This window comes from Verrucosispora sp. WMMD1129 (genome assembly GCF_029581255.1).
GTDB classification, from domain to species: domain Bacteria; phylum Actinomycetota; class Actinomycetes; order Mycobacteriales; family Micromonosporaceae; genus Micromonospora; species Micromonospora sediminimaris.
The window spans coordinates 3331731-3355360 of the sequence record NZ_CP120741.1; the positions used below are offsets into that span (position 1 = coordinate 3331731).

At 71.5% G+C, this 23630-nt stretch carries 28 protein-coding genes; 13 read left to right on the plus strand and 15 right to left on the minus strand.

Features of this window, described 5'->3' with window-relative positions; genetic code table 11:
• Nucleotides 1-74 precede the first annotated feature (74 nt).
• The 4 genes from O7624_RS15495 to O7624_RS15510 all read right to left on the minus strand — a co-directional run bounded on the left by O7624_RS15495 (nt 75) and on the right by O7624_RS15510 (nt 4985).
• Complete coding sequence (locus tag O7624_RS15495; protein ID WP_282236290.1) at nt 75-1364, minus strand: IS4 family transposase; 1290 nt, start codon at nt 1362-1364, stop codon at nt 75-77.
• Nucleotides 1365-1561: 197 nt separating this feature from the next.
• Entirely contained in the window at nt 1562-2899 is a 1338-nt protein-coding gene (locus O7624_RS15500; RefSeq protein ID WP_282236291.1) for a biotin carboxylase N-terminal domain-containing protein, read from the minus strand.
• A 232-nt stretch (nt 2900-3131) separates the two neighbouring features.
• Nucleotides 3132-3758, minus strand: a complete 627-nt coding sequence (locus O7624_RS15505) for a TetR/AcrR family transcriptional regulator (RefSeq protein WP_093409235.1) — start codon at nt 3756-3758, stop codon at nt 3132-3134.
• A 75-nt stretch (nt 3759-3833) separates the two neighbouring features.
• Nucleotides 3834-4985 (minus strand): FAD-dependent oxidoreductase, encoded by a 1152-nt coding sequence (locus O7624_RS15510; RefSeq protein WP_282236292.1) that lies wholly within the window; start codon nt 4983-4985, stop codon nt 3834-3836.
• 106 nt (nt 4986-5091) lie between these two features.
• Here O7624_RS15510 and O7624_RS15515 point away from each other — a divergent pair, with 106 nt between their 5' ends.
• On the plus strand, nt 5092-5871 hold the full coding sequence (locus O7624_RS15515; protein ID WP_282236293.1) for a TetR family transcriptional regulator: 780 nt from the start codon (nt 5092-5094) through the stop codon (nt 5869-5871).
• 91 nt (nt 5872-5962) lie between these two features.
• Here O7624_RS15515 and O7624_RS15520 read toward each other — a convergent pair whose 3' ends face one another.
• Nucleotides 5963-6853: a sulfurtransferase gene (locus O7624_RS15520; RefSeq protein ID WP_282236294.1), complete on the minus strand. Its 891-nt coding sequence runs from the start codon at nt 6851-6853 to the stop codon at nt 5963-5965.
• A 106-nt stretch (nt 6854-6959) separates the two neighbouring features.
• Between O7624_RS15520 and O7624_RS15525 the strand changes: the two genes are divergently transcribed.
• Together O7624_RS15525 and O7624_RS15530 are read left to right on the plus strand one after the other, a co-directional pair.
• On the plus strand, nt 6960-7475 hold the full coding sequence (locus O7624_RS15525) for a SigE family RNA polymerase sigma factor (protein ID WP_093409244.1): 516 nt from the start codon (nt 6960-6962) through the stop codon (nt 7473-7475).
• Nucleotides 7468-8733, plus strand: a complete 1266-nt coding sequence (locus tag O7624_RS15530) for a hypothetical protein (RefSeq protein ID WP_282236295.1) — start codon at nt 7468-7470, stop codon at nt 8731-8733. The genes O7624_RS15525 and O7624_RS15530 overlap by 8 nt, the downstream gene beginning before the upstream one ends.
• Before the next feature lie 103 nt (nt 8734-8836).
• Here O7624_RS15530 and O7624_RS15535 read toward each other — a convergent pair whose 3' ends face one another.
• The gene (locus tag O7624_RS15535; protein WP_282236296.1) at nt 8837-9619 is read right to left on the minus strand and encodes an SGNH/GDSL hydrolase family protein; all 783 of its coding nucleotides are present in this window, start codon (nt 9617-9619) and stop codon (nt 8837-8839) included.
• 110 nt (nt 9620-9729) lie between these two features.
• On the opposite strand from O7624_RS15535, the gene O7624_RS15540 reads away from it, so the two are divergent.
• Entirely contained in the window at nt 9730-10386 is a 657-nt protein-coding gene (locus O7624_RS15540; protein ID WP_282240641.1) for an SUMF1/EgtB/PvdO family nonheme iron enzyme, read from the plus strand.
• 80 nt (nt 10387-10466) lie between these two features.
• Here the strand turns inward: O7624_RS15540 and O7624_RS15545 are convergent, their stop codons facing one another.
• A complete protein-coding gene (locus O7624_RS15545; protein WP_282240642.1) occupies nt 10467-10817 on the minus strand; it encodes a hypothetical protein in 351 nt (116 codons plus the stop codon).
• Nucleotides 10818-11149: 332 nt separating this feature from the next.
• Here O7624_RS15545 and O7624_RS15550 point away from each other — a divergent pair, with 332 nt between their 5' ends.
• Entirely contained in the window at nt 11150-11959 is an 810-nt protein-coding gene (locus O7624_RS15550) for a helix-turn-helix transcriptional regulator (protein ID WP_282236297.1), read from the plus strand.
• Nucleotides 11944-12132, plus strand: coding sequence for a DUF397 domain-containing protein (locus tag O7624_RS15555; protein WP_282236298.1), 189 nt, complete (start codon nt 11944-11946; stop codon nt 12130-12132). Before O7624_RS15550 ends, O7624_RS15555 begins: the two co-directional genes overlap by 16 nt.
• A gap of 42 nt (nt 12133-12174) precedes the next feature.
• On the opposite strand, the gene O7624_RS15560 is transcribed toward O7624_RS15555, so the two are convergent.
• Nucleotides 12175-13104, minus strand: coding sequence for an alpha/beta hydrolase (locus O7624_RS15560; RefSeq protein ID WP_282236299.1), 930 nt, complete (start codon nt 13102-13104; stop codon nt 12175-12177).
• A gap of 102 nt (nt 13105-13206) precedes the next feature.
• Entirely contained in the window at nt 13207-13644 is a 438-nt protein-coding gene (locus O7624_RS15565; protein WP_282236300.1) for a hypothetical protein, read from the minus strand.
• On the opposite strand from O7624_RS15565, the gene O7624_RS15570 reads away from it, so the two are divergent.
• The 7 genes from O7624_RS15570 (at nt 13643) to O7624_RS15600 (ending at nt 19379) form a co-directional block, all read left to right on the plus strand.
• Nucleotides 13643-13771 (plus strand): hypothetical protein, encoded by a 129-nt coding sequence (locus O7624_RS15570; RefSeq protein WP_282236301.1) that lies wholly within the window; start codon nt 13643-13645, stop codon nt 13769-13771. The genes O7624_RS15565 and O7624_RS15570 overlap by 2 nt on opposite strands.
• Before the next feature lie 4 nt (nt 13772-13775).
• Nucleotides 13776-15011 (plus strand): sensor histidine kinase, encoded by a 1236-nt coding sequence (locus O7624_RS15575; RefSeq protein ID WP_282236302.1) that lies wholly within the window; start codon nt 13776-13778, stop codon nt 15009-15011.
• Nucleotides 15008-15670: a response regulator transcription factor gene (locus O7624_RS15580; RefSeq protein WP_093409263.1), complete on the plus strand. Its 663-nt coding sequence runs from the start codon at nt 15008-15010 to the stop codon at nt 15668-15670. The genes O7624_RS15575 and O7624_RS15580 overlap by 4 nt, the downstream gene beginning before the upstream one ends.
• A gap of 254 nt (nt 15671-15924) precedes the next feature.
• Nucleotides 15925-17667 carry a proline--tRNA ligase gene (locus O7624_RS15585; protein WP_282236303.1) on the plus strand — a complete coding sequence of 581 codons (1743 nt, stop codon included), beginning with the start codon at nt 15925-15927 and terminating at the stop codon, nt 17665-17667.
• Between the two features lie 75 nt (nt 17668-17742).
• The gene (locus tag O7624_RS15590) at nt 17743-18168 is read left to right on the plus strand and encodes a CBS domain-containing protein (protein ID WP_093409265.1); all 426 of its coding nucleotides are present in this window, start codon (nt 17743-17745) and stop codon (nt 18166-18168) included.
• Between the two features lie 36 nt (nt 18169-18204).
• Nucleotides 18205-18633, plus strand: a complete 429-nt coding sequence (locus O7624_RS15595) for a SufE family protein (RefSeq protein ID WP_093409268.1) — start codon at nt 18205-18207, stop codon at nt 18631-18633.
• Nucleotides 18634-18743: 110 nt separating this feature from the next.
• Nucleotides 18744-19379: a DsbA family oxidoreductase gene (locus O7624_RS15600; RefSeq protein ID WP_282236304.1), complete on the plus strand. Its 636-nt coding sequence runs from the start codon at nt 18744-18746 to the stop codon at nt 19377-19379.
• A 54-nt stretch (nt 19380-19433) separates the two neighbouring features.
• On the opposite strand, the gene O7624_RS15605 is transcribed toward O7624_RS15600, so the two are convergent.
• The 6 genes from O7624_RS15605 to O7624_RS15630 all read right to left on the minus strand — a co-directional run bounded on the left by O7624_RS15605 (nt 19434) and on the right by O7624_RS15630 (nt 23622).
• Nucleotides 19434-19982, minus strand: a complete 549-nt coding sequence (locus tag O7624_RS15605) for a YbaK/EbsC family protein (protein ID WP_282240643.1) — start codon at nt 19980-19982, stop codon at nt 19434-19436.
• A gap of 106 nt (nt 19983-20088) precedes the next feature.
• Nucleotides 20089-20286, minus strand: coding sequence for a hypothetical protein (locus tag O7624_RS15610; RefSeq protein WP_093409275.1), 198 nt, complete (start codon nt 20284-20286; stop codon nt 20089-20091).
• Between the two features lie 37 nt (nt 20287-20323).
• Complete coding sequence (locus tag O7624_RS15615; protein WP_282236305.1) at nt 20324-21103, minus strand: NAD(P)H-binding protein; 780 nt, start codon at nt 21101-21103, stop codon at nt 20324-20326.
• A 70-nt stretch (nt 21104-21173) separates the two neighbouring features.
• Nucleotides 21174-21806: a GAP family protein gene (locus tag O7624_RS15620; protein ID WP_282236306.1), complete on the minus strand. Its 633-nt coding sequence runs from the start codon at nt 21804-21806 to the stop codon at nt 21174-21176.
• A gap of 95 nt (nt 21807-21901) precedes the next feature.
• On the minus strand, nt 21902-23281 hold the full coding sequence (locus tag O7624_RS15625) for an MFS transporter (protein ID WP_282236307.1): 1380 nt from the start codon (nt 23279-23281) through the stop codon (nt 21902-21904).
• Between the two features lie 80 nt (nt 23282-23361).
• Nucleotides 23362-23622, minus strand: a complete 261-nt coding sequence (locus O7624_RS15630; RefSeq protein ID WP_210936332.1) for a hypothetical protein — start codon at nt 23620-23622, stop codon at nt 23362-23364.
• Nucleotides 23623-23630: the final 8 nt, after the last annotated feature.

The window sequence follows — 23630 nt, forward strand, 5'->3', positions numbered from 1 at the left end:
CGACCAAACTTCTTGATCAACCGGCCAGGGGCGGGGGCGGGGCGGGGCGGGGGGTTAGCGGCAACGCCGCTCAGTTAGGGCGGTGGGTTGGTTGTCAATGCTGCCGCGTCGAGGATGTTGATCTTGAATGTGGCGTGGTAGGTGGTGCGGTCGATGGTGCCTTTGGCGCGGTGTTTGGAGATCGCGCGTTTGACCACGCGGGGGCTGATTCGGGTGCGGCGTGGGGGGAGCAGGTCGGCCAGGACGGCGCGGCCGATGGCTCCGACGAGGTCGATGACGGTGTCGGCGATGACACCGGCGGCGTGGGTGATTTGGTCTCGGGCGGCGTGGACGGCGATGGTGAAGCTGGCCCGGTCGGGGTTGGTCGTGGGCCGGCTGGCGGTGGCGTCAGCCATCGCCAGCCGGACCGCTTGGTAGGTGGTGAGCAGGGCGTGGACCTCTTGACTGATCCCGTTCGGGGTTCGGGCTCGCAGGACCCGTCCGCCCAGCAGGGTGGACTTCAACTCCAGGTATGCCGTTTCGATCTCCCAGCGGTGGTGGTAGAGGGTGACCAGGTCCATGGCCGGGAAACGGCGCTGGTCGGTGAGGGTGGTGATCAGCCGGTACCGGCCGATGTGGCGTTTGCCGTTCATGCTCACGACGATCTCGGCGTCGACGACCCGGACGCTCATCGTGCCGATGACCGACAGCCAGGAACCGTCGTGATGGCGGCGGATGACGGGTAGCCGCCGGTCGTCCTTGTCACGGATGAGTAGGTCAGCGCCGGTGCCGGCGAACTGCTCGATCATCGTGCGGGCAGCGAAGCCCCGATCGGCCAGCAGCAGCATGCCCGGGTGCAGACAGCCCAGCAGACGAGCGGCGCAGCTCAACTCGCCGGTGCTGATGGAAGTGAACACCGCATCGATGAGGGTCCGCGTGCCGCACACGACGACCGCGACCAGCCGCAGCATCGGATAGCCCGAGCCGCCGTGAGTTCCGGCCTGACGAGGATAGACCGCGAGGTTCGCCGTGCTGTCGGGCACGAACATGCTGGTGCCGTCGATTGCACACACCAGCAGACCTCGCCATCGCCCAGCCCCGGCAGGCGGACCTGCCACCAGCCGGAACAACGCTGCCAAAGGTTTGTCCCCAACCCGACGGCGAGCCTGAGACAGGGCTGAGGAAGTCGGCATCGCCACCGGCAACCCGTCCAGACCAGCAACCAGCCGAGCCCACACTTGCCGATAACCCAACTCGGTGAACAACCCCGCCGCGAGCAGCAGATACACCACCACCCGCGACGGCAGATCCCGCACCCGAGCCTGCACCGCCCGCGTCTGCGCCAGGACGGCATCGACCATCTCGAAGGGCACCTGCTGCGTCAACTCACCCAGATGACCTGGCGCGAACCGGCCGGCTGCCACCGTGACGGTCCGAGCAATGGCACACTGTTCCAACGGCGGGGCTCCCGGTCCAGAGGCTGTCTTGGAGTGACAAACCTCTATACCGAGACCCCGCCGCCCTCGTCTATCGACACGCTCCTTGACAGACGCCCCGTCTCCCTAACTGAGCGGCATTGGGGTTAGCGGAGGTGGGAGACGATGCTGGTGTCGTAGTCGCCGGAGAGGAACTCCTGGTTTTCGAGCAGCTCGGCGAAGAAGGGGAGGTTGTGCTTGGGGCCGGACAGGTCGAAGGCGGCCACTGCCGCGCGGGCGCGGGCGATGGCCTCGGTCCGGTCCTGGCCGTGCACGATCAGCTTCGCCATCAGGCTGTCGTAGAACGGGGTGACGGTGTTCCCCTCGGCGTAGCCGGAGTCGACGCGTACGCCCTCGCCGGTCGGCTCGACCCAGGTCTTGATCGTCCCGGGGCCGGGCAGGAACCGCTTCGGATCCTCGGCGTTGACCCGCAGCTCGATGGCGTGCCCGCGCACGGTCAGCGCGTCCGGGTCGAAGGTCGGCGGCAGGCCGGCCGCCACCCGCAGCTGCTCCTCCACCAGGTCGATGCCGTGCACCAGCTCGGTCACCGGGTGCTCCACCTGAAGCCGGGTGTTCATCTCCAGGAAGAAGAACTCCCCGGTCGTCGGATCGAGCAGGCACTCGACGGTGCCGGCGTTGCGGTAGTCAACCGCCTCGCCCGCCCGCACCGCCGCTGCCAGCAGGCGGGACCGTAGCTCCGGCGAGACCGCCGGGGAGGGCGACTCCTCCACCAGCTTCTGGTTGCGCCGCTGCACCGAGCACTCCCGCTCGCCCAGCGCCAGCACCCGGCCGTCGGCCAGGCCGAGGATCTGCACCTCGACGTGCCGCACCCGGGGGAAGTACCGCTCCAGCAGCACCGAGCCGTCGCCGAACATCCGCTCCGCGAAGGCCCGCACCTTGTCGTACTCGGTGCGCAGCGCGGCCTCGTCGACCGCCACCCCCATGCCCATGCCGCCGCCACCGGCAGCGGCCTTCACCATCACCGGGTAGCCGATCTGTGCCGCCGCCGCGACCGCCGCCGCCACGTCGGCCGCCGGTTCGGTGGTCCCGGCCGCCACCGGCACGCCGGCCGCCGCCATCAGGTTCCGCGCATTGATCTTGTCGCCCATCGCGCTTATCGCGTCCGCGCCGGGTCCGACCCAGATCAGGCCGCTGGCCTCGACGGTACGGGCGAAGTCGGCGTTCTCCGACAGGAAGCCGTAGCCGGGGTGAATCGCCTGCGCCCCGGTCGACCGGGCGGCGGCGAGGATCGCCTCGGTGTTGCGGTAGCTCTGGGCCGGGTTGGCCGGCCCGACGCAGACGGCCTCGTCGGCCTCGGCGACGAACGGCAGGTCGGCGTCGGCCTCCGAGTGGACCGCGATCGCCCGCACCCCGAGCCGCCTGGCGGTACGGATGATCCGGCGGGCGATCTCGCCCCGGTTGGCGACCAGCAGCGACTCGATCATGCTTCCTCCGCGTCCAGATGGTGGGATCGCGTGCAAGGGAACCACGCCGCCCCGGGTGCGAGGAAGGGCCCCCTCTCAACGCCTGCGGCAGAGAGGGGCCCTGGTGCGGTGTCCGAGCGACGGCGACGCGGGCGTACCGGGATCGGCTCCTCGGTCGGTGGCGGCCAGCCGTGGATGTGACGAAGCACACCGATCCTGGCCGGTCAGCCCAGCACCGCCGGACGGCAACGGGTCAGGCGGGCTCGGTGGGGGCGAGCAGCGCGGCCAGCGTGGCGGCGCGCAGCAGCTCGGACCGACGCCGGTGGTCGACCTCGCCGCCGAGGAACGGGGTGGAGTTCATCAGGCCGAACGCGGCGTGTGCCAACACCCGCGCCTCACCGTCCGGCAGCCCCGGGTGCAGGGCGGTCAGCACGGTGACCCACTCCTCGACGTAGAGCCGTTGGAGACGGCGGATGTGCCGTCTGGGCTCCTCCGGCAGCCGATCCAGCTCGTGCAGGTGCAGCGCGATGACGGCCGGATTGGCGAGCGCGAAGTCGACGTGGAAGTCGATAAGCGACTCCAGCGAGGCGCGCGGGTCGCCGGGATGGGCGGCGGAGCGCTGCCGTCCGCCGTCGAGCAGCCCTTCGCTGACCGGCGTCAGCGCGGCGACCAGCATCGCCTCCTTGCCGGCGAAGTGGTGGTAGAGCGCCGGGCCGGTCACGCCGGCAGCCGCGCCGATGTCGTCCATCGACACACCGTGGTAGCCCCGCGAGGCGAACAGACCCACCGCGATCTCAAGAATCTCGTCCTTGCGGGATCGGCGTCGTCCCGCCCCCGTGGCCCCGCCGTTCGCCCCCCGGGCCTGCTGCTCCACCGTCACCGGGCCAGCGTAGACCCGACTGTCGACAGCGTGGGGCCGTGGTTACCCGCCAGTCCGATTGCCGGGAACGTCGACTCACGTCGGGCGTTGGTTGAGGCCGGAGAGCCGGAGCGCGATCCGGTGTCGCACCGGCGGCAGCACCGAGATCAGGCGTAGCAGCAGGTCCCGGGCCGGTCGGGCGGCGGGCGGCACGGTGGCGAGGCGGGTCAGTCGGTCGGCGAATCCGGCCACCTCGTGTGCGAGCGGCCGACGTCTGGCCGCGTACTCGTCCAGCCGGGCCTCGGCGGCTCCGGCGAGCACGTCGGCCAGGGTCTCGCCGAGGTCGACGGCATCGCTGATGCCGAGGTTCATGCCCTGCCCGCCGGCCGGGCTGTGCACGTGTCCGGCGTCGCCGGCCAGCAGCACCGGCCCGGAGCGGAACGTCCCGGCGACCCGTCGGTGCAGTCGGAAGCGCGAGGACCAGAGCACCTCGCGTACCTGGTCCGGCCGTTGTCGGAGACCACGCTCGTCGAGCAGGCGTTGCAGATAGGCCGCGTCCGGCTCGGCGGGCGGATCGGTGACGGTGGCGACCAGGCGTACCCGCCCGTCGGGCAGCGGCGCCCAGACCAGTGGCCCGCCCCGGGCAAGGAAGATCGACGCGCCGTCGCGGGGCAGGCCGCTGTCGACGCGCACGTCGGCAAGCACGAACGACTCCTCGGAGCCGGCCGGCCCGGTGAACGTGATGCCGGCCAGCTCACGGACAGTGCTGTTGATGCCGTCGGCCCCGATCACCCATCGGGCGCGCAGGCTCGTGCCGTCGAAGTCGGCAACCGCGCCGTCGCCGTCGCGGCGCAGGCCGGTGAGCCGGTACGGGCGCAGCACCCGTACACCGGCCTCGGCCAGTTGGTCGGTGAGCACCTCCTCGGTCACCGACTGGGACACCATCAGCGCGTACCGGTGCCGGCCGGGCAACCCGCCGAACGGCACGGTGACCAGCACCCGGTCCCGGTCGCGGACGCTGAACCGGGCCGACCGCAGCCCTCGGGCCACAAGCGTCTCGCCGGCGCCGATCCGGTCGAGCACCTCCAGGGTGTACGCGTGCACGACCGCGGCCCGCGAGGTCACCGCCGGCTTCTCCCGCTGGTCTACGACGGTCACCTCGACCCCTCGGCGGGCCAGGGTGAGTGCGGCGGTGAGCCCGGTGGGGCCCGCGCCGACGACCAGGACGTCCGTTCGTTCGGGCAGCATGGCGACCTCCTCGGCCGGATGCCAACAACTGTTGGCCAACACTTGTTGGCAACGTTAGGCCGCCCCGGAATGAGAAGTCAACAGCCGTTGGCATACCGTCGGTCACATGACGGAGGGCGTACCCGGAAGGGCTTCGAAACCTGTCGCGGAGTCGTCAGCCGACGGCGGACGCCGAAGCGCGGCGTGGGGCGGCAGCCGGCGCGACGCGGGGCCGGCGGCGTCGGGCGGCGGACGCCATGGCGGGGAGCCCGCGGCGGACGGCGAAGGCCGCAGCTCGGAAACGCCGTCCGGCGGCGTACGCCGCAGCTCGGAAACGCCGTCGGGCGGCGGACGCCGCAGCTCGGAGGTGACCCGGGCGGCCATCCTGCGGGCCGCCCGCGACCGCTTCGCCGCCGACGGGTACGACCGGGCGACGATCCGAGCCATCGCCGCGGACGCGCGGATCGACCCGTCGATGGTGATGCGGTACTTCGGCAGCAAGGAGAACCTGTTCGCCACGGCGGCCGAGTTCGACCTACGACTGCCCGACCTGAGCGGCGTGCCGGCCGATCGACTCGGCACGGCGCTGGTCAGCTACTTTTTCACCCGGTGGGAGGGCGACTCGACGCTGCCGGCGCTGCTGCGCACGGCGAGCACCAACCCGAGCGGGGCGGAGCGGGTACGCGCCATCTTCGCCACCCAGCTCGGCGTGGCGGTCGGCCGGGTGGTCGCCGACCCCGACGAGGCCCCACGGCGCGCCGGACTGGTCGCCAGCCAACTGCTCGGCGTCGCCCTGACCCGATACGTCCTGCGCCTACCCCCGATGGTCGACATCTCCCCGGCCGAGCTGATCACCTGGCTCGCCCCCACCGTCCAGCGTTACCTACGCGACCCGGATCCGCGCTGACCCCCTGCGCTACCGACCCGCCTCGTTGATCATGAGGTTGGCGGCATGGTTGATCCTGTTTCTGCCACCAACCTCATGATCAACAAGCGAATCACTTCGGGTTGGGGCCCTTGACGACGGGGGCGCGGACGAGGTTGCCCCACTCGGTCCAGGAGCCGTCGTAGTTGCGTACCTTCGGGTAGCCGAGCAGGTGCCGGAGTACGAACCAGGTGTGGCTGGACCGCTCGCCGATCCGGCAGTACGCGATCACGTCGTCATCCGGCGTCAGGCCGAGCTGGTCGGCGTAGATGCCACGCAGCTCGTCGGCCGACTTGAAGGTGCCGTCGTCGTTGGCGGCGGACTTCCATGGCTTGCTCACCGCGCCCGGGATGTGACCGCCGCGCAGTGCGCCCTCCTGCGGGTAGTCCGGCATGTGCAGCATCTCGCCGGTGTACTCGCCCGGCGAGCGCACGTCGACAAGCGGCCGGCCGGCGTCGACGTGCGCCGACACCTCCTCGCGGAACGCCCGCACCGGCGCGTCGTCGCGCTGCGGCACCGGATAGTTCGCCCGGGGCCGGGTCGGCTTGTCGCGGGTCAGCTCCCGTCCCTCGGCGATCCACTTCTGCCGGCCGCCGTCGAGCAGCCGCACGTCCCGGTGGCCGAAGAGAGTGAAGACCCAGAGGGCGTACGCGGCCCACCAGTTGAAGTTGTCGCCGTAGAAGACAACCGTGTCGTCACGGCCGATGCCCTTGGCGGCGCAGAGTTCGGCGAACCGTTCGGCGTCCAGGTAGTCCCGGGTCACCTGGTCGTTCAGCTCCAGATGCCAGTCGACCTTGACGGCACCCGGGATGTGACCGCTGTCATAGAGCAGTACGTCCTCGTCGGACTCGACGACCACGAGACCGTCGTCGCCCAGATGCTCGGCCAGCCAGTCGGTGGTGACCAGTCGCTGCGGGTCCGCGTACGACTGAAGTCGGGGATCGGGATCGTTCGGCACAGACATGGTCCCCAAAGTACGCCGCGCTTCGGCCGGCCAACGGAATTCGGGTGCAGCGGATGTGGTCCGCCAGGCGTGACACTCCTGACTGCCGCCGAACACGAGGACCGCCATGACCGCAGCGCCACCAGGTGCCGACCCACCGCCGGTGGACTTCACCGAGTTCTACCAGGCGCACTTCCAGCGGGTGGCGGTGCAGCTCTACGCGTACCTCGGCGATCACGCCGAGGCGCAGGACCTCACCCAGGAGGCGTTCTGCCGGACCCTTGAGCGTTGGGACCGGATCAGCGCGTACGACGACCCGTCGGCGTTCGTCCGCCGGGTGGCCTGGAACCTGGCCACCAGCCGGCTCCGTCGGGTCCGTACCGCCGTCCGGTACCTGGCTCGGCAGCGGGAGGAGCACGTACCGGGCCCGAACCCGGACCGGGTGGTGCTGTTGGAGGCGCTCACCATCCTGCCCGCCGCCCAACGCCGGGCGATCGTCCTGCACCACCTGGCCCAGCTCACCGTCGCGGAGATTTCCGACCAGCTCGGCGTACCCGAGGGGACCGTCAAGTCCTGGCTGTCGCGAGCCCGCACGGCCCTGGCCCGCCACCTCACCGAACGGCAGGAGGCCGGCCGTGCGTGAGATCAACCTGGACCAGTTGTTCGCCGAGTTCGAGGCGACCGCCGCGCCGACCTTCCGTCCGCCGGGCGTGGACGCCGCCCGACGCCGGGTGAACCGCCGTCGGCGTCGCCGCCGCGGCCTGCTGGCCGGGCTGGTCGCGCTGCTACTCACCGGGCCGGGCGTGTACGCCACCGCCGGTCGGGACGCCGACCGTGACCCACCCGATCCGACCCCGTCACCGGCGACCCCGTCACCGGCCCCGGACGGTCAGGTGATCGAGCGGAAGGTGAACCCGGTGGGGGTCGCCGGCAGGTTGGCCGGTTTACGCTTCGTCGACGCCCGGCACGGCTGGGCCCTCTTCGACACCTGCGGTCCCGACGACAGCGACCGGACCGGCTGCCGGCTCGACCTCGCGCGTACCGCCGATGGGGGCGCGACCTGGCAGCGGACGCCGCTGCCGAACACGGCGAACAACCCCCGGTGGGCCGGACCGTACTACCTGCTACCGCTGGACGGCCGGAACCTGACCGTGGGCGTACCCGACGGCTACCTGGTCACCACCGACGGCGGTGCCTCCTTCACCGAGCATCCTCGGGAGTCGCCGCCCGAGGTCACCCGGCTCGCTGCGGCCACCCGGCGCGGGTACCTGCTCCAATGCCCGGGAAGCGGCGCGCTGATCAAACTGAACTGTGCCGAATTGGAACTCGCCCGGATCGACGCGGCGAAAGTGCGGACCCAGCCCCCGATGTTCCTGAGCGGTGCGGCCAGCAACGATCTGATCGACGGCGGCGACGGTCGGATCTGGGTGACGACCCGAAACGGTGACTGGCTGACCGTCGCGGTAAGCGACGACGACGGCGGGACCTGGCAGGAGCTGCCGGACGTTGCCGGTGCCGCTCGACTGCTGGTCTCACCCGACGGCAGTGACGCGTGGCTGGTCAACATCAATGAGGGTTTCGACGCCCCGACCCATAAGCGGGTGTGGCGGTTGGCTGGCGACCGGTGGCAGGAGCGGACGCAACTGCCGCCCGACACGAACTCGGCCGCCGCGGTGAACGGTGGCCTGCTGGCGGTGACCAACCCGTGGGGCAACGTGGGCTACTGGACGGACGACCGCTATCTCGACGTCCCGGAACTCCGGCGTCGCCTCACCGGCGGCGAGCACCCTCCGACGGTGCAGGTGCTCCCGGACGACACCATCGTCATCACCACCCCGACCGACACCACCCTCGGCACCGGCCCCACCCGGACAAGAACCTGGACCCGCCACCTCCACTGACACCCCACCCCACCCAGCCCACCCACCCACCCACCCACGCCCGGCCGCGTTGATCAAGAAGTTTTGGTCTAGGCAGGCGGAAAACCAGACCAAAACTTCTTGATCAACGCGGTGGTTGGAGGGGGTGGAAGGGGGTGAGGGTGGGGCGCTTGGCGGTGCGGGTGTCGCCGGAGGAGCGGCCGGTCAGGCGGCGCTTGAGCCAGGGGGCCAGGTGTTGACCGGCCCAGCGGAGGTCGGCGGTGCGGGCGGACAGCCAGGGGGTGGGCTCCGGGTTCGGCGGGACCAGCAACCACTCCTCGTCACACCCGACACCGAGCGCCGTCAGCACCTGACCGGCCACGCGGCGGTGCCCGGCCGGAGACAGGTGCAGCCGGTCGGTGCTCCAGAGCATCGGGTTCAGGTACGTGTCGTCGGCGTACAGGTCGACCAGGATGGCGCCGTGCCGCTCGGCGGTCTCCCCGACCGCACGGTTGAGCAGAGCGACCCGGGGTGCGATCAGCCGTTGGCCGGGCAGCCGCGCCATCACGTCGGCGAACCGGAACAGCAGTACGTCGGCGCCGCGGCTGCGCAGCCGGCCGACCACCTCGTCAAAGCGGGAGACCAGGGTGTCCGGGTCGAAGCTGCGCCGCAGCACGTCGTTGCCGCCCGCCGCGAAGCTGATCAGGTCGGGCTTCATCGCCAGCGCCGCCGGCACCTGCTCGGCCACCACGCCCGGGAAGGTCCGCCCCCGGATGGCCAGGTTGGCGTACGCGAAGTCAGGGCCCGCCTCGGCGGCGAGCCGGGTGGCCACCAGATCCGCCCAGCCCCGGAAACTGCCGTCCGGGTAGGCGTCGTCCAGGCCCTCGGTGAAGCTGTCCCCGACCGCGACGTAACTGCGCCAGCGCACCTGCTCACTCCTCCGACGTGCGAGTAGGAAGGAACTCCTGCCTACCACCGGAAGTTTTGCATCGGCCACCCTCGTGGTGGTGCCCCGTGCGGGGGAACGTGGCGGACGTCATCGACACTTCACGGGTGATGGTCTCCATCTCCGCCGGGCGGGTGCAGCTGACCGATCGACGGACCGAGCGCCGGTGGTCGGTTGAGGTCGAGGCGTACCGACTCGCCGCCTTTCCGGTCACCCAGGCCGAGTACGCCCAGGTCACCGGCGAGCGTCCGAGCGCCTCCACCGGTGACCGTCGGCCGGTCGAGAGCGTCTCCTGGTGGGACGCGATCCGGTTCTGCAACGCGCGCTCGGCGCGGGAAGGGTTGCGGCCGGCGTACCGGGTCGACGGCGAGCACGTCGACTGGGACGTCGCCGCCGACGGCTACCGGCTGCCGACCGAGGCCGAGTGGGAGTACGCCTGCCGGGCCGGCACGACCGGCCCCCGGTACGGGCCACTCGACGACATCGCCTGGTACCGCGACAACTCCGGCGGACACGTCCACGAGGTCGGCGGCCGACAACCCAACGCCTGGGGCCTGTACGACATGCTGGGCAACGTGTGGGACTGGTGCTGGGACGTCTACGACGCGCAGGTCTACGGCAGCTACCGGGTGCTCCGTGGCGGCGGATGGTTCGACGAGCACTGGAGCTGTCGCGCCTCGGTACGCCGCCGCAGCCACCCGACCTTCACCGTCGACGACGTGGGCTTCCGGCTGGCGCGCTCGGGCTGAACAGGGTCTGCGGTCACCGGGCCGCCGGCCGGTCCCCGGGCCCGCCGACCTCATTCGGTCGGCCCTGAACCCAGTCGGTGTCAGGCCATGCGGCAGCGGCCGGTGCAGGCCGGGGGCAGGGCGACGGCCGGGCGACGGTACGGGCCCCAGGCGACGAACCGCTGGAACAGCTCGCGCGGGGTCGGGCCACCCTCCGGGTCCAGCCGGAACAGGTCGTGGGTCGCCTCGTAGTAGAGCCCGGACAGGTAGACGGCCAGGTCCAGCCAACGGTTGTCGTACTCGATGCGGAGCAGCAGCCGGGCCTCGGCGCACGGCCAGGACAGCCCGCAGGCGCGGCACAACCAGAGCGGGCGTAGCGGCAGATGCTGCGGTCCGTCCAGCGGGTGCCGCCGGGGATGCTTGGCCGCCGGCCCGCGACGCGGCACCGGCATCCCGGCAGCCCGACCGCGAGACGGTACGACCGGCGGCAGCCTTCCGGCACCGGTGTCGGCCGGGCCCTCGACGTCGTCGGGACGTGGTGGCTGGTTCGCGTCGGGCATCTGCACCTCCTGCTGCGGCGAACGGGAAGGGGCCGCCCCGACACGGGGGATAGCGGGGCGGCCCCGGCGCAGCCCCACCCCGTCCCCGATGGATGGGAGCAGGACCGCCGAGTGACATTCTGGTGACCACGCGACTACTGTCGGAAGGCACCGACGCCAGCCGTGGCGCGACCGGCATCCGGCCGGGAAGCCCGTTTGAGCAGGCCATTGATCGTGGAGGCACTGTGGAATCCGAGCCGACCGCCGAACTGATCCGGGCACAGTTGCGCCGGCTACGGCTGGCCGCCGATCTGACCCAGGAGGATTTCGGCAAGCAGGTGCACTTTTCCGGCTCACAGATCTCCGCGATCGAGCTGGGGCAGCGTCCGTTCGACAGGCTCTTCCTCAAGCGGGCCGACGAGGTGCTGAACAGCGACGGTCTGCTGCTGGGGCTGCTGCGCATCGCCGAGCTGCACGGCCAGCCACACTTTCTGCGCCCCTGGCTGGACGCCGAGCGCGTCGCCCAGCAGTTGCGGTGCTACCACCCCACGCTGATCCCCGGGCTGCTCCAGACCGAGCACTACGCCCGCGCGATGATCCGCGCCGACGACATGTTCAGCGACGACGAGGTGGAGCGGCGGCTGGCAGTGCGGATGGACCGGCAGGCGATCCTCACCCGGCCGGAGCCACCAATCCTGGTCGCGGTGATCGAGGAGGCGACGCTGCGCCGGGCCGATGAAAGCTTCCGGGGCATCATGGCGCAGCAGATCGCCCACCTGGTCGACTGCGTGCAGCGCGGCGGCGTGCTGATCCACATCATCCCGGCCGAACTAAGCGTTCACGTAGGACTGGATGGTCCGCTCACTCTGGCCCGGGGAGCCGAGGGTGACTGGGTCGGCTACCTGGAGAACCAGGTCGGCGGCGCAACCATCGACAGGGCCGAGGAAATCGCTACGCTGCTGGCGAGGTGGGAGGGAATCCGCAGCGTCGCTCTCCCCAAGGGACAGTCCGAGCTGCTGATGAAGGAAGTGATGGAGTCGTGGTCCACGATCTGACCGGCGCGACCTGGCGCAAGTCCACCCGTAGCGGCACCAGCGAGTGCGTCGAGGTGGCCGACAACCTGCCCGGCGTGGTCGGCGTACGCGACAGCAAGGACGCCACCGGCCCGGTCCTCACCTTCGCCCCGACCGCCTGGCGTCGCTTCGTCGCCCACGCCAAGCTCGGCTGACCGCACCACGCCCACCCGCCGAGCGTCGACATAGCCGCCGGTTCAGCGGGAGGCGACCGCCAGCACCGCGTCGGCGAAAGCCTGCGGCGCCTCCTGCGGCAGGTTGTGCCCCACGCCACCGCCGATCGTGCGGTGCTCGTACGGCCCGGTGAACTGCTTCGCATACGCCTCGGGTGGTAGGTGGGGCGCACCGTTGGCGTCCCCTTCGAGGCTGATCGTCGGCACGGTGATCGGCGGTTTGCCGGCCAGCCGTTCCTCCAGGTCTGCGTACTGCGGCTCGCCGTCGGCGAGGCCCAGCCGCCACCTGTAGTTGTGGATGACGACGTCGACGTGGTCCGGGTTGTCGAGCGCCGCCGCGCTGCGGTCGAAGGTGGCGTCGTCAAAGTCCCACCTCGGCGAGGCGGTCTGCCAGATCAGCTTGGCGAAGTCGCGGGTGTTCCGCGCGTACCCCTCCCGGCCGCGTTCGGTGGCGAAGTAGTACTGGTACCACCAGGCGTGCTCGGCCGCCGGGGGCAGCGGCACCCGACCCGACGCCTGACCGTCGATCAGGTAACCGCTCACCGCGACCAGGCCCCGACAGCGCTCCGGCCAGAGCGCGGCCACGATGCCGGCGGTGCGGGCACCCCAGTCGAACCCGGCCAGGGTCGCCCGCTCGATCTCCAGCGCGTCGAGGAAAGCGACGGTGTCGACCGCGAGGGCGGCCGGCTGGCCGCTTCGTACCGCATCGGCGGACCGGAACTGGGTGGTGCCGTGGCCACGCGCGTAGGGCAGGAGCACCCGGTGGCCGGCGCTGGTCAGCAGGGGCACCACCTCGGCGAAGCTGTGGATGTCGTACGGCCAGCCGTGCAGCAGGAGCACCACCGGCCCGTCCGGCGGGCCGGCATCGACGAAACCGACATCGAGTACGCCGGCCTCGACCTTCCGCACGTCAGTGAACAACGCCCCCACCCCCGCCCGCTCAACGGCACCCACCCCGTCACCGAACCTAGGACGTCGCGTCGGTCACCAAGCCCGCTTCCGCAGATCTTGGTCCGGGAACGCCCCTGGAAGGGCGCTGCTGGACCAAGATCCGCCTCAGGGACGCTGGCGGGAGAGGGCCCAGGCGATCACGCCCGCGACGACGCCGACGATGACGCCGGTGAAGAGGCTGCTGATCGCAGCGAAGAACCGCACGATGACGGCCTGCGCTCCCGGCGCGAGATCGGTCAGGTTGCCGCCGAGGGTCGGTTGCTCGTCGAAGGCCACGTGCCAGAGCAACTGATGGGTCAGCGCCAGCAGGACGCCGTACAGCAGACCGACTACGAGCAGGGTCAGGAACGGGTTGGGCACCCGCCGCACCAGCGCCACGGTGATCCACACGATCGGCGGTACGACCACCAGCAGCAGGTTGACGAAGGTGCGCTCGTGCACCAGACCCAGGTCGTGCAACACCACCCGGGGAAGGCCGAGCAGCGCCAACCCGAGCAGGACGGGCAACGGAAGCCCGAGAGCCGGGCGAGGTGACATGGTCATGCCGGCAACGCTAGGAACGATCGGTGGCCGCGCCATCCGCCTGCGGACCCGCCCGGAGTACGTCGGCGGGCGACCCCGGATGTCGCCTTCCGACGACTCCGAGCGCCCCGACCTCGCCGTACGCTGAGATCGTGGCCGGCCAGTCGACGCAGCGGAGGGTACGTCCCTGGGTCGCCGACGTGCTTCTCGGCGCGGGCGTCGCCGTGACCGTGTCGATCGTCATCACCGCGAACGAGGGTGGCCGGCACGGGCCGGACCAGGTCGCGTACCTCTGGGCGGTCGGCCTGGGCGCGCTGATGCTGGTCCGGCGGCGCTACCCGGTGGTGGTGCTGGCCGTCAGCGTGCTCGGCCTGTTCGCCTACTACGCCGCCGGTTACCCGGCCATCGGGCTGGCCGTGCCGGTGGCCGCCGCCCTGTTCTCCGCGGCCGAACACGGCCGGATCGCCGCCTCCGTCGCCGCCGCCGTGCTGGTGATCGTGGTCTCGGTGGTCTTCCGGCTCGCCGAGGGGCAGGATTTCTCCTTCGTCGTCGGCTACGAGCTGGCCGGGCACGTACTGCTGATGGGTGCGGCGATCGCCCTCGGCGACAGCCTGCGGTCCCGGCGCGCCGCGCAGGCGGACGCCCGCCGGATCGCCGAACTGACCGAGGCCCGGTACCGGCATGAGGCGCAGGCCCGCCTGCGGGACGAGCGGATGGCCATCGCCCGCGACCTGCACGACTCCCTCGGCCACACCACCTCGGTGATCGCGCTGCACGCCGACGTCGCCCGGGAGGCGCTGGGCCGGGACGAGACCGCCGCCCGATCGGCGTTGGAGCTGATCCGGTCCACCGCCCGCCGCAGCATGGACGACCTACGACGGACGGTGACGCTGCTGCGGTCACCCGGCGACCCGCCGCGCACGGTCGTCTCGCTGACCAACCTCGACGCGGTCACCCGGGCCGCCTCGGCCGCCGGGTTCGACGTCGACGTGCGGGTGGCCGTCGACACGCCGCTGCCGGCGCCGGTGGAGGCGGCGGCGTTCCGGATCGTGCAGGAGGCGGTCACCAACGTGGTCCGGCACTCCGCCGGCAGCCGCGTCCAGATCCGCGCCGAGCAGCACGACGATCAGCTCACCGTCACCGTCAGCGACACCGGCTCCGATCCGGCCCCCGGTACAGAGCCGACGCGCGACGCAGGGTCAACCAGGCCGCCGACCTACCCCGAAGCCGCGAACGGCCGGGTCGAGCCGCCAGCGGTCGTCCGGTCCGGGCACGGCATCGCCGGGATGCGGGAACGGGCCGAGAGTCTCGGCGGCACACTCACCGCCGGGCACCGGCAGACGGGATTCGAGGTACGCGCGATGCTGCCCCTGCGGGAGCCGACGTGACCAGCGTGCTGGTGGTCGACGACCAGGATCTCGTGCGCGCGGGGATACGCACCCTGCTGGCGGCCGACCCGCAGCTCACCGTGGTCGGGGAGGCCGCCGACGGCCGCTCCGGTCTGCGCCTGGCCCGCCAGTTGCGGCCGGACGTCGTACTCATGGACATCCGGATGCCGGTGATGGACGGCCTGGCCGCCACCGCGGCGATCCGCGCCGACGACACGCTGGCGGCCACCCGGGTGCTGATCCTCACCACCTTCGACGACGACGAGGACATCATCGAGGCGGTCGGCCTCGGTGCCGCCGGCTACCTGCTGAAGGACACGCCCTCGGACGATCTGCGGCGGGCGGTGCACACGGCCGCGGCCGGCGGGAACCTGCTCTCGCCCACGGTCGCCCGCCGGGTCATGGAACGGCTCGCCGCCACGCCGAGACAGCCGCCGCCCGACCCTCGGCTGTCCGTGCTCACCGACCGGGAGCGTGCCGTGCTGGCCCGGGTCGGGCTCGGCGAGACGAACGACGAGATCGGCCGCGCCCTGTTCATCAGCCCGGCGACCGCCCGCACCTACGTCAGCCGCCTGCTGGCCAAGCTGAACGCCCGCGACCGCACCGCCCTCGCCGTAATCGCCCACCGAGCCGGCCTAACCACCCCCAACCCCACCTAACCCCCCACCCACCCCACCCACCCCACCCACCCCCGCCCCCGCCTGGTTGATCAAGAGGTTTTGGTCGCGGATCCACCCGAATCCCCGACGCCTTCTTCTTGGTCAACTCCGCGTGCCGCTGATCAAGAGGTTTTGGTCGCCGATCCGCTGGCGCTGGGGCGAAAACCTCTTGGTCAACTCCGCGGAGGGCGAGGGGCGCGGGGGTGGGGGGAAATGGGTGGGTGGGGTGGGGGGTGGGGTTTTAGGGTGCGGTGGTGATGCTGCGGATGTCGACGTCGCTGATTCGGACCCTGCGGGAAGATCCGGCGGACGCGGAGGTGCCGAGCCATCGGCTGCTGCTGCGGGCCGGATACATCCGGCGGGCGGCACCGGGCGGCTACACCTGGCTGCCGCTGGGCAGGCTGGTGCTGGAGCGGGTCACCGAGATCGTGCGGGCCGAGATGACCGCGATCGGCGACCAGGAGGTGCACTTTCCGGCCCTGCTGCCCGCCGAGCCGTACCGCACCAGCGGGCGGTGGACGGAGTACGGCGACGACATCTTCACCCTGGCCGATCGGCGCGGTGCCGAGCACCTGCTGGCACCGACCCACGAGGAGTTGGCCGCGCTGCTGGTCAAGGAGCTGTTCACCTCGTACCGCGATCTGCCGGTGACGCTGTTCCAGATCCAGACCAAGTATCGCGACGAGGCCCGCCCCCGCGCCGGTCTGCTGCGCGGGCGCGAGTTCCTGATGAAGGACGCGTACTCCTTCGACCTGGACGACGCGGGTCTGCGGGCCGCGTACGGCCGGCACCGCGCGGCGTACCAGCGGATCTTCGACCGGCTCGGCCTCGACTACACGGTGGTGCACGCGATGTCGGGCGCGATGGGTGGCTCCGCGTCCGAGGAGTTCCTCGCCGCCACGCCGGCCGGCGAAGACACCTATGTGGGCTGCACCGACTGTCACTTCGCGGCCAACACCGAGGCGGTGACCACACCCGCCCCGGTGGCCGGCGACCCGCAGGCGCAGCCGGCGATCGAGGTGCACGACACCCCCGAGACGCCGACAATCGCCAGCCTGGTCGCGCTCGCCAACGACCGCAGGCTGGCCGGCCGGGACAACTGGTCGGCCGCCGACACCCTGAAGAACGTGGTGCTGACGGTACGCCCGCCGGGTGCCGAAGCGCCGGAGTTGCTGGTGGTCGGGTTGCCCGGCGACCGCGAGGTCGACCTGAAACGGCTGGCCGCCGCGCTGTCACCCGCCACCGTGGACGTCTTCGACGCCTGGGACGAGCATCCCGAACTGGTGCGGGGGTACCTCGGGCCGCAGGTCTTCGACAAGCTCGGCGTCCGCTACCTGGTCGACCCCCGGGTGGTGCCGGGTACCGCCTGGCTGACCGGGGCCAACGAGCCGGGCCGGCACGCCACAAACGTGGTGTGCGGTCGGGACTTCACCCCCGAGGGCACGGTCGAGGCCGCCGAGGTACGCCCCGGTGACCCCTGTCCGGCCTGTGCCACCGGCCGGTTGACCATGCGCCGGGGCATCGAGGTCGGGCACATCTTCCAACTGGGTCGCCGCTACACCGACGCCTTCGCGGTGGACGTGCTCGGTCCACAGGGCAAGCCGGTCCGGCCCACCATGGGCTGTTACGGCATCGGGGTGTCCCGCGCGGTGGCAGCCATCGCCGAGCAGCACCACGACGATCGGGGACTGGTGTGGCCGACGTCTGTCGCGCCGTGCGACGTACACCTGGTGGCGGCCGGCAAGGGCCCGCAGCTCGACGCGGCGCTCGACCTCGGCGCCCGACTCGCCGACGCGGGCCTGCGGGTGCTTGTCGACGACCGGACCGCCGTCTCCGCCGGGGTGAAGTTCACCGACGCCGAGCTGATCGGCATTCCGCGCACCGTCGTGGTCGGACGCCGCCTGACCGACGGGTACGTCGAGCTGCGCGACCGGGCGACCGGGGAGCGCACCGAGCTACCCGTGGCGGACCTGCTGGAGAAACTGTTGAACGGGTAGACGGAAACCTGGTGTAGCCGTCAGGTGACGGGGTACCGCATCCTGATCGGCTCAACTTGCTCTGGAGGGGCTCTCATGACCGGTTACCGGGTCGCTGACGTGATGACCAAGCAGGTCATCTACCTGCCGGCGGAGACCACCCTCGATGAGGCGGCCAGGGTGATGAAGGAGGCCGACATCGGCGACGTCGTCGTCACCGACGGCGCGAACCTGGCCGGCATCCTGACCGACCGTGACATCGTGGTGCGCGCGGTGGCGGAGAACGCCAACGCCAACACCACCACCATCGGTTCGATAGTCACCCGCGAGGTCGTGATGATCGAGCAGTTCTGCACCGCGGGTGAGGCCGCGTCGCTGATGCGTGAGCGCGGCATCCGGCGCGTTCTCGTCTGCGACAACGAGCGCAAGCTGGTAGGCATCGTCTCCCTCGGCGACCTCGCCATGCAGCTCGACCCCACCTCGGCGCTCAGCGAGATCAGCGAGCAGTCGCCCACGGTGTGAGCGAGGACGGCCGGCCGGCGGCGGTAGCCTGGCGGGATGCCCGAGATGCCGAGCAAGCTGGCCGAGATCGTCGACGAGTTCGCCGGGGCACCGCGTGACCTGGTGCTGGAGATGCTGCTGGAGTACTCCGACGCCGTGCCGCCGCTGCCCGCCGGGCACCCCGGCCACGAGGGCATGGAGCAGGTCGTGGAGTGCCAGACCCCGTTCTTCCTGCGCGCCGAGGTGACGCCCGAGGGCACCGTCGACACCCTGTTCGACTGCCCGCCGGAGTCACCCACCACCCGGGCGTTCGCCGGCATTCTCGCCGAAGGGCTGGCCGGTGCCACCCCGGAACAGGTTCTCGCCGTCCCGGACGACCTTTACCAGCGGATGGGCCTGGCGCAGGCGATCAGCCCGCTGCGGGTACGCGGCGGCACCGCCATCCTCGCCCGGCTCAAGCGGCAGGTCCGCGAACGGACGGCGTGACCTGGGCGCGGTCCCGCTGCCGCCGACACCGGCGGCCGAGCCACCCGGGCTCACCGTGACCTGGGCGGCAGTCGGGAACAGACCTGCCGGCCAGCGAGTTGTCTCCGGTCATGGAGATCGACATCTACGCCGACGTGGTCTGCCCCTGGTGCTGGATCGGCCGCCGCCGACTGGCGCAGGCGCTCGCGTCGTACGACGGCAAGGTGACCGTCCGGCACCGGCCCTTCCAGCTGGACCCGTCACCGGTTCCGTCCCCGCGCCCGATTCTCGACGCGCTGGCTGAGAAGTTCGGTGGCCACGAGCAGGCCCGGCAGATGGTCGCCCGGGTCGTCGAGGTGGGCGCGAGCGTCGGCTTGGAGCTGCGCTACGACCGGGCGATCGCGGCCAACACCTTCGACGCGCACCGGCTGACCAACTGGGCCGGCCGACAGGACCGCGACGGGGAGATGGTCGAGGCCCTGCACCGGGCCCACTTCGTCGACGGCGTCGACCTCGGCTCCCGGGAGGCGCTGGCCGGGGTGGCCGCCACCGTCGGGCTGGACGGCGACGACGCCCGCTACTTCCTCGACTCCGAGGAGGGCGTGGCCGAGCTGAGGGCCGAGCTGGCCGCCGCTCGGCAGCTCGGGGTGACAAGCGTGCCCACCTTCGTGCTCGCCGGCAGGTACGGGGTCACCGGGGCGCAGGAACCAGCCACCCTGCTCGCCGCCCTCGCCGAGGTGGAGCAGCGCGAGGCCGCCGCGCACTGACGGCATCGACGTCGTTGATGTTTCACGTGCAACGACATCGACACCAGTCGACGGTCAGATGGGCCTGGCCAGGTCTTCCACCACCCGCGCACCGGGCAACGCGGCCAGCGCCGCGCCGGGCAGCGCAATCTTGCTGTGCCGTACGCCCGACCCGATCACCACGTACGGCATGGCCACCACCCGCGTGTCGACCAGGATCGGCCACTGCAACGGCAACCCGATCGGCGTGATCCCGCCGTACTCCATCCCGGTCAACTCCACCGCGTCGTCCATCGGCGCGAAACTCGCCTTCCGTACGTCCAGCGCCCGGCGGGCCACCCCGTTCACGTCCGCGCGGGTGGTGGCGAGCACCAGGCAGGCGGCGTACCGGGTCACCCCCTCGCGCTTTCCGGCCACGACCACGCAGTTGGCCGACTCATCGAGCCCGACGTCGTACGCCGCGCAGAACGCCGCGGTGTCGGCGAGCCCGGCATCGATCGGCGCGACCTGCACCGCGTCGACGTCCACCGGCGAGTCGGCCGGCCACTGCGCGAGCGCGGCGGCGACCGGCGCGGCCAACAGGTCGGTACGGTTGCGAGCGGGCTCGGTCTTCAGCGTTCCCATCACGTGTTCGATGGTCGCATCCGGAGCCGGCGACGCGGACCGGGACCAGCTTCCGGACCGGTGCGCGGGCCGACACCACGCTGAAGCCGGGACCGGCGTCCCACGGTCAGCCCTCGTTGGTCAGGAAGCCGTGCCGTTCCAGCATCGCCCGGTCCCGGGAGGCGGCCATCTCCTCTGCCCGCGCGGCCTGTACGCGGCGCACCTCGATGTCCTCCATCGCGTGCCGCACCGCGAGTCGGATCACTCCGTAGAGGAAGACGAACCCGCAGACGTACAGGAGGCTGGTGATGACGAACGTGAGCATGGCTCGACGGTAGGGCGAACGTGAACCCGAGCAGGTGTCATCGCGTCGCTGTTCGCCCGTACGTGTCCGACAGGTAGTCGGCCCAGGTCCGCCGCCCCGTCGGTTGGGCGTCGGTGACCAGGCCACCGCCGCGCAGCTCCCGGCCGAGGCGACCGGGAAAACGGATCGGCAGCAGCGGGCGACGGGAGCCGCGCGCCTGCCGCCAGGCCCGCACCGCCTCGTCGAAGCGCTGCACCTCGGGGCCGCCGTACTCCACGATGCCGCCGCGCGCTCCGGCCCGGAGCAGCTCGACCAGCTTGTCGGCAACCTCGCCCGGGTCGACCGGCTGGGCCAGCACCGCCCGATCGCCGATGACCGGACCGAGCTTGCTCGACAGGCGCAGCAGCTCGTCGATGAACGGGAAGAACTGGGTGGCCCGCAGCACCGTCCACGGCACCTTCCCGTCGGCGATGACCTGCTCGGCAGCCAGCTTGTGCCGGTAGTACGAGTAGGGCACCCGGTCCACGCCCACGATCGAGACGTACACCAGGTGCTGCACCCCGGCACCGGCGGCAGCGTCGACCAGCCGGCGGGTGCCGAGCACGTCGATCTGGTGGGTCTGCCGGGTCGGCGACGACGCCAGGTGCAGCACCGCGTCCACGTCGGTCACCGCTGCGGCGATCCCTTCGCCGGTGGTCAGGTCCGCCACCACCCACCGGACCCCCGATCCGGTACGCGGCCGGCGGCTGGTGGCCCGCACCTCGAACCACGCGTCGACCAGCCGGGGCAGCGCCTCCCGGCCCAGCCTGCCGCCCGCACCAGTGACCAGAACCCGCATGTCAACCTCCCTCGTCGCCTGCCCGCTCGACGGATCGGACCGTCACCGGCGTGACCAGCTGTGAGCGGCCTCACTTCATCAAATCGAGGGCGGTGATCACCACGAAGAGCACGATGACCGCCTCACTGACCAGCCAGGAGTGGCTGTTAGCCCAGTCCCGGATGCGCGGCAGCACCACCGCCGCCCGGCGGCCGAGCAGCAGCAAAGCGAACAGCGGGAGGGCGAGCAGGGTCAGGGTGAGCAGCACGAAGGGCAGCAGATGCCACCACGGCAGGTCGTGCCGTGCCGCGCTGGCCCCGACCGTGGCCATGGTCAGGTCATCGGACGGCATACCCAGGAACAGCAGCAGACCCACCTTCGCCGCGTACCCGGGGCCGGCGTGCTGGAGTTCACCCATCCATCGCGGCGGCCCCGAGTGCCGGCGCAGGAACACGACCACCGCCAGCACCGCGAGCAGCGCCAGCACGAACCAGTCGATCCACCGTTCGACAGTGCCCCGACCCGCACCGGTGAAGTTGATTTTGAACAGGTGAACCACCAGCCAGGCCAGTGTCGTACCACCGAGGACGACGAGCGCCGCACCCGCCAGATAGCCAAGCGAGGCGGCCCGTGGCCGGTCGGACGAGGCGAAGAAGACCGCCGCCACCAGTTGCGTGCCGGCGACCATCACCACGGCCAACGGCAGCAGCGTCAGGAAGGTCATCGCCAGCTCATCCTGCCGGCTGCCACGACCGCACACGGCCGCTTTCGGGCCAATCCACCCGCCACCCGACTCCGCGCAGCGGGCCGCCGGGCCGGTCAGGCCGACGCCACTCGCGGCGAAGCCACGACCCGACCGGCGAGCAGGGCCCCGAGCAGCGCCAGCCCGGCCGCCACGGCGAGGGTGACGCCGTAGTCGAACCGCCCAGGTGCCGCCCCGGCGGCGAGCACCGCACCGGTAAGCGCCAACACCGTCGCCGACGCGAGCGAGTCGCACAGTTGCAGGGACGAGCTGTTGCGGCCCTGCTCGCCGGGGGCCGACAGCTCCAGGGTGAGCGCCGACAGCGACGGATAGAGCAGACCCATGCCGAGCCCGGCGACCGCCCAACCGAGAATCCCCACCCACACCGGCACCGCCGGGACCACGCAGCTGCCCACCACCGCGGTACCGACCGTGATGCAGGTGAGGCCGGCCCTCGGCAGGGTGCCCCGGGACCGGGGCGACCGGATCCGCGCCTGCAACCACGAGCCGAGCGACCAGGAGAGCGCGCCGGTGGTCAGCACCAGCCCCGCCGCCGTCGGCGTGAACCCCCGCTCCCGCGACAGCATCAACGGGATCACCACCTCGGCGCCGACGAACGCGGCCGAGGCCAGCCCCCGCAGGCCCACCACGGTGGGCAGGCCGCGACCGGCCCGCAGGAATCCGGCCGGCAACAGTCGCGGAACGCAACTCAGCAGGCCGGCCAGGGCGATCCCGACCAGCGGCACGGCGGCGGCGCCACGCTGCTGACCCCCGATGTGCAACAGTGCGGCGCTCACCCCCGCCCCGCAGGCCCAACCGATCCGCGCCAGCGCCCCGGCGGAGCGGCGGACCGGACCGGCCACGCCGATCGACCGCAGCCCCGGGTGGATCAAGAGCACCGCCGGCACCGCCACCGCCGGCACCGCCAGGAACACCCACCGCCAGCCGACGTGCTCCACGACCAACCCCGCCACCACGGGCCCGACCAGCGACGGCACCACCCAGGCCGCAGCGAACGCGGCGAAGATGCGCCGGTGCAACTGCTCCGGGTACGCCTGCGCGACGATCACGTACAGCGCCACCGACAGCAGACCCGAGCCGAAGCCCTGCACGATCCGGCCCACCACAAGCGTCGCCATGTTGGTGGCGGCACCGGCGAGCAGCAGCCCGGCGACGAACCCGGCGAGACCGGACCACATCGGCGCACGTGGACCCCGCGCGTCACACCAGATGCCGGAGAGCACCATCGCCACCACGCCGGCCGCGAACGGGCCGCCGAAGGCGATCCCGTACAGCGCCAGCCCGTCCAGGGCCCGGGCGACAGTGGGCATGGCGGTGCCGACCGCCAACGCCTCGAACGCCAGCAACGAGACAAGCGCCACGCTGCCCACCGTCATGGCGCGCAGTCGAGGGGCGAAAAGCGACTCGGCGCGTACCGGAGACGGGGCGATCAGCATGCGGCAAGCCTCGGACCTCAACCTGCCTTCAGGTCAAGGGTGACGCGGCTTACCCTCAGGCAGCCTCCAGCGCCTCACCCTCAGGCGGACTCCAGCGCCTCGCCTAGCCCTTTGGCCAGCCCGGACAGGTGCTGGTCGGCAAGCAGGTGCCCGGCGGTGATCACGAGCGCCAAGGGCCACTCGATCACCTGGAACACGGTCAGCACCCCGATGCCGGCGTAGTAGGTCAGCTTGTCCGGCGGCGGCACCGCCACCTCCCCCAGCCACGGCACGTTCACCCGGCGGGTGAACATCTGCAACGACTCCCGGGTCCCACTGAGCTGTCGTGTCAGCGCACTCATCTCGCCTC

Coding starts and splice junctions, on each gene's coding strand:
- O7624_RS15500 (WP_282236291.1), bottom strand. CDS start 2,899: ATGATCGAGTCGCTGCTGGTCGCCAACCGGGGCGAGATCGCCCGCCGG.
- O7624_RS15510 (WP_282236292.1), bottom strand. CDS start 4,985: ATGCTGCCCGAACGAACGGACGTCCTGGTCGTCGGCGCGGGCCCCACC.
- O7624_RS15515 (WP_282236293.1), top strand. CDS start 5,092: ATGACGGAGGGCGTACCCGGAAGGGCTTCGAAACCTGTCGCGGAGTCG.
- O7624_RS15520 (WP_282236294.1), bottom strand. CDS start 6,853: ATGTCTGTGCCGAACGATCCCGATCCCCGACTTCAGTCGTACGCGGAC.
- O7624_RS15525 (WP_093409244.1), top strand. CDS start 6,960: ATGACCGCAGCGCCACCAGGTGCCGACCCACCGCCGGTGGACTTCACC.
- O7624_RS15545 (WP_282240642.1), bottom strand. CDS start 10,817: ATGCCGGTGCCGCGTCGCGGGCCGGCGGCCAAGCATCCCCGGCGGCAC.
- O7624_RS15570 (WP_282236301.1), top strand. CDS start 13,643: ATGCCGGCAACGCTAGGAACGATCGGTGGCCGCGCCATCCGCCTGCGG.
- O7624_RS15565 (WP_282236300.1), bottom strand. CDS start 13,644: ATGACCATGTCACCTCGCCCGGCTCTCGGGCTTCCGTTGCCCGTCCTG.
- O7624_RS15590 (WP_093409265.1), top strand. CDS start 17,743: ATGACCGGTTACCGGGTCGCTGACGTGATGACCAAGCAGGTCATCTAC.
- O7624_RS15595 (WP_093409268.1), top strand. CDS start 18,205: ATGCCCGAGATGCCGAGCAAGCTGGCCGAGATCGTCGACGAGTTCGCC.
- O7624_RS15600 (WP_282236304.1), top strand. CDS start 18,744: ATGGAGATCGACATCTACGCCGACGTGGTCTGCCCCTGGTGCTGGATC.
- O7624_RS15605 (WP_282240643.1), bottom strand. CDS start 19,982: ATGGGAACGCTGAAGACCGAGCCCGCTCGCAACCGTACCGACCTGTTG.
- O7624_RS15610 (WP_093409275.1), bottom strand. CDS start 20,286: ATGCTCACGTTCGTCATCACCAGCCTCCTGTACGTCTGCGGGTTCGTC.
- O7624_RS15615 (WP_282236305.1), bottom strand. CDS start 21,103: ATGCGGGTTCTGGTCACTGGTGCGGGCGGCAGGCTGGGCCGGGAGGCG.
- O7624_RS15620 (WP_282236306.1), bottom strand. CDS start 21,806: ATGACCTTCCTGACGCTGCTGCCGTTGGCCGTGGTGATGGTCGCCGGC.
- O7624_RS15625 (WP_282236307.1), bottom strand. CDS start 23,281: ATGCTGATCGCCCCGTCTCCGGTACGCGCCGAGTCGCTTTTCGCCCCT.
- O7624_RS15630 (WP_210936332.1), bottom strand. CDS start 23,622: ATGAGTGCGCTGACACGACAGCTCAGTGGGACCCGGGAGTCGTTGCAG.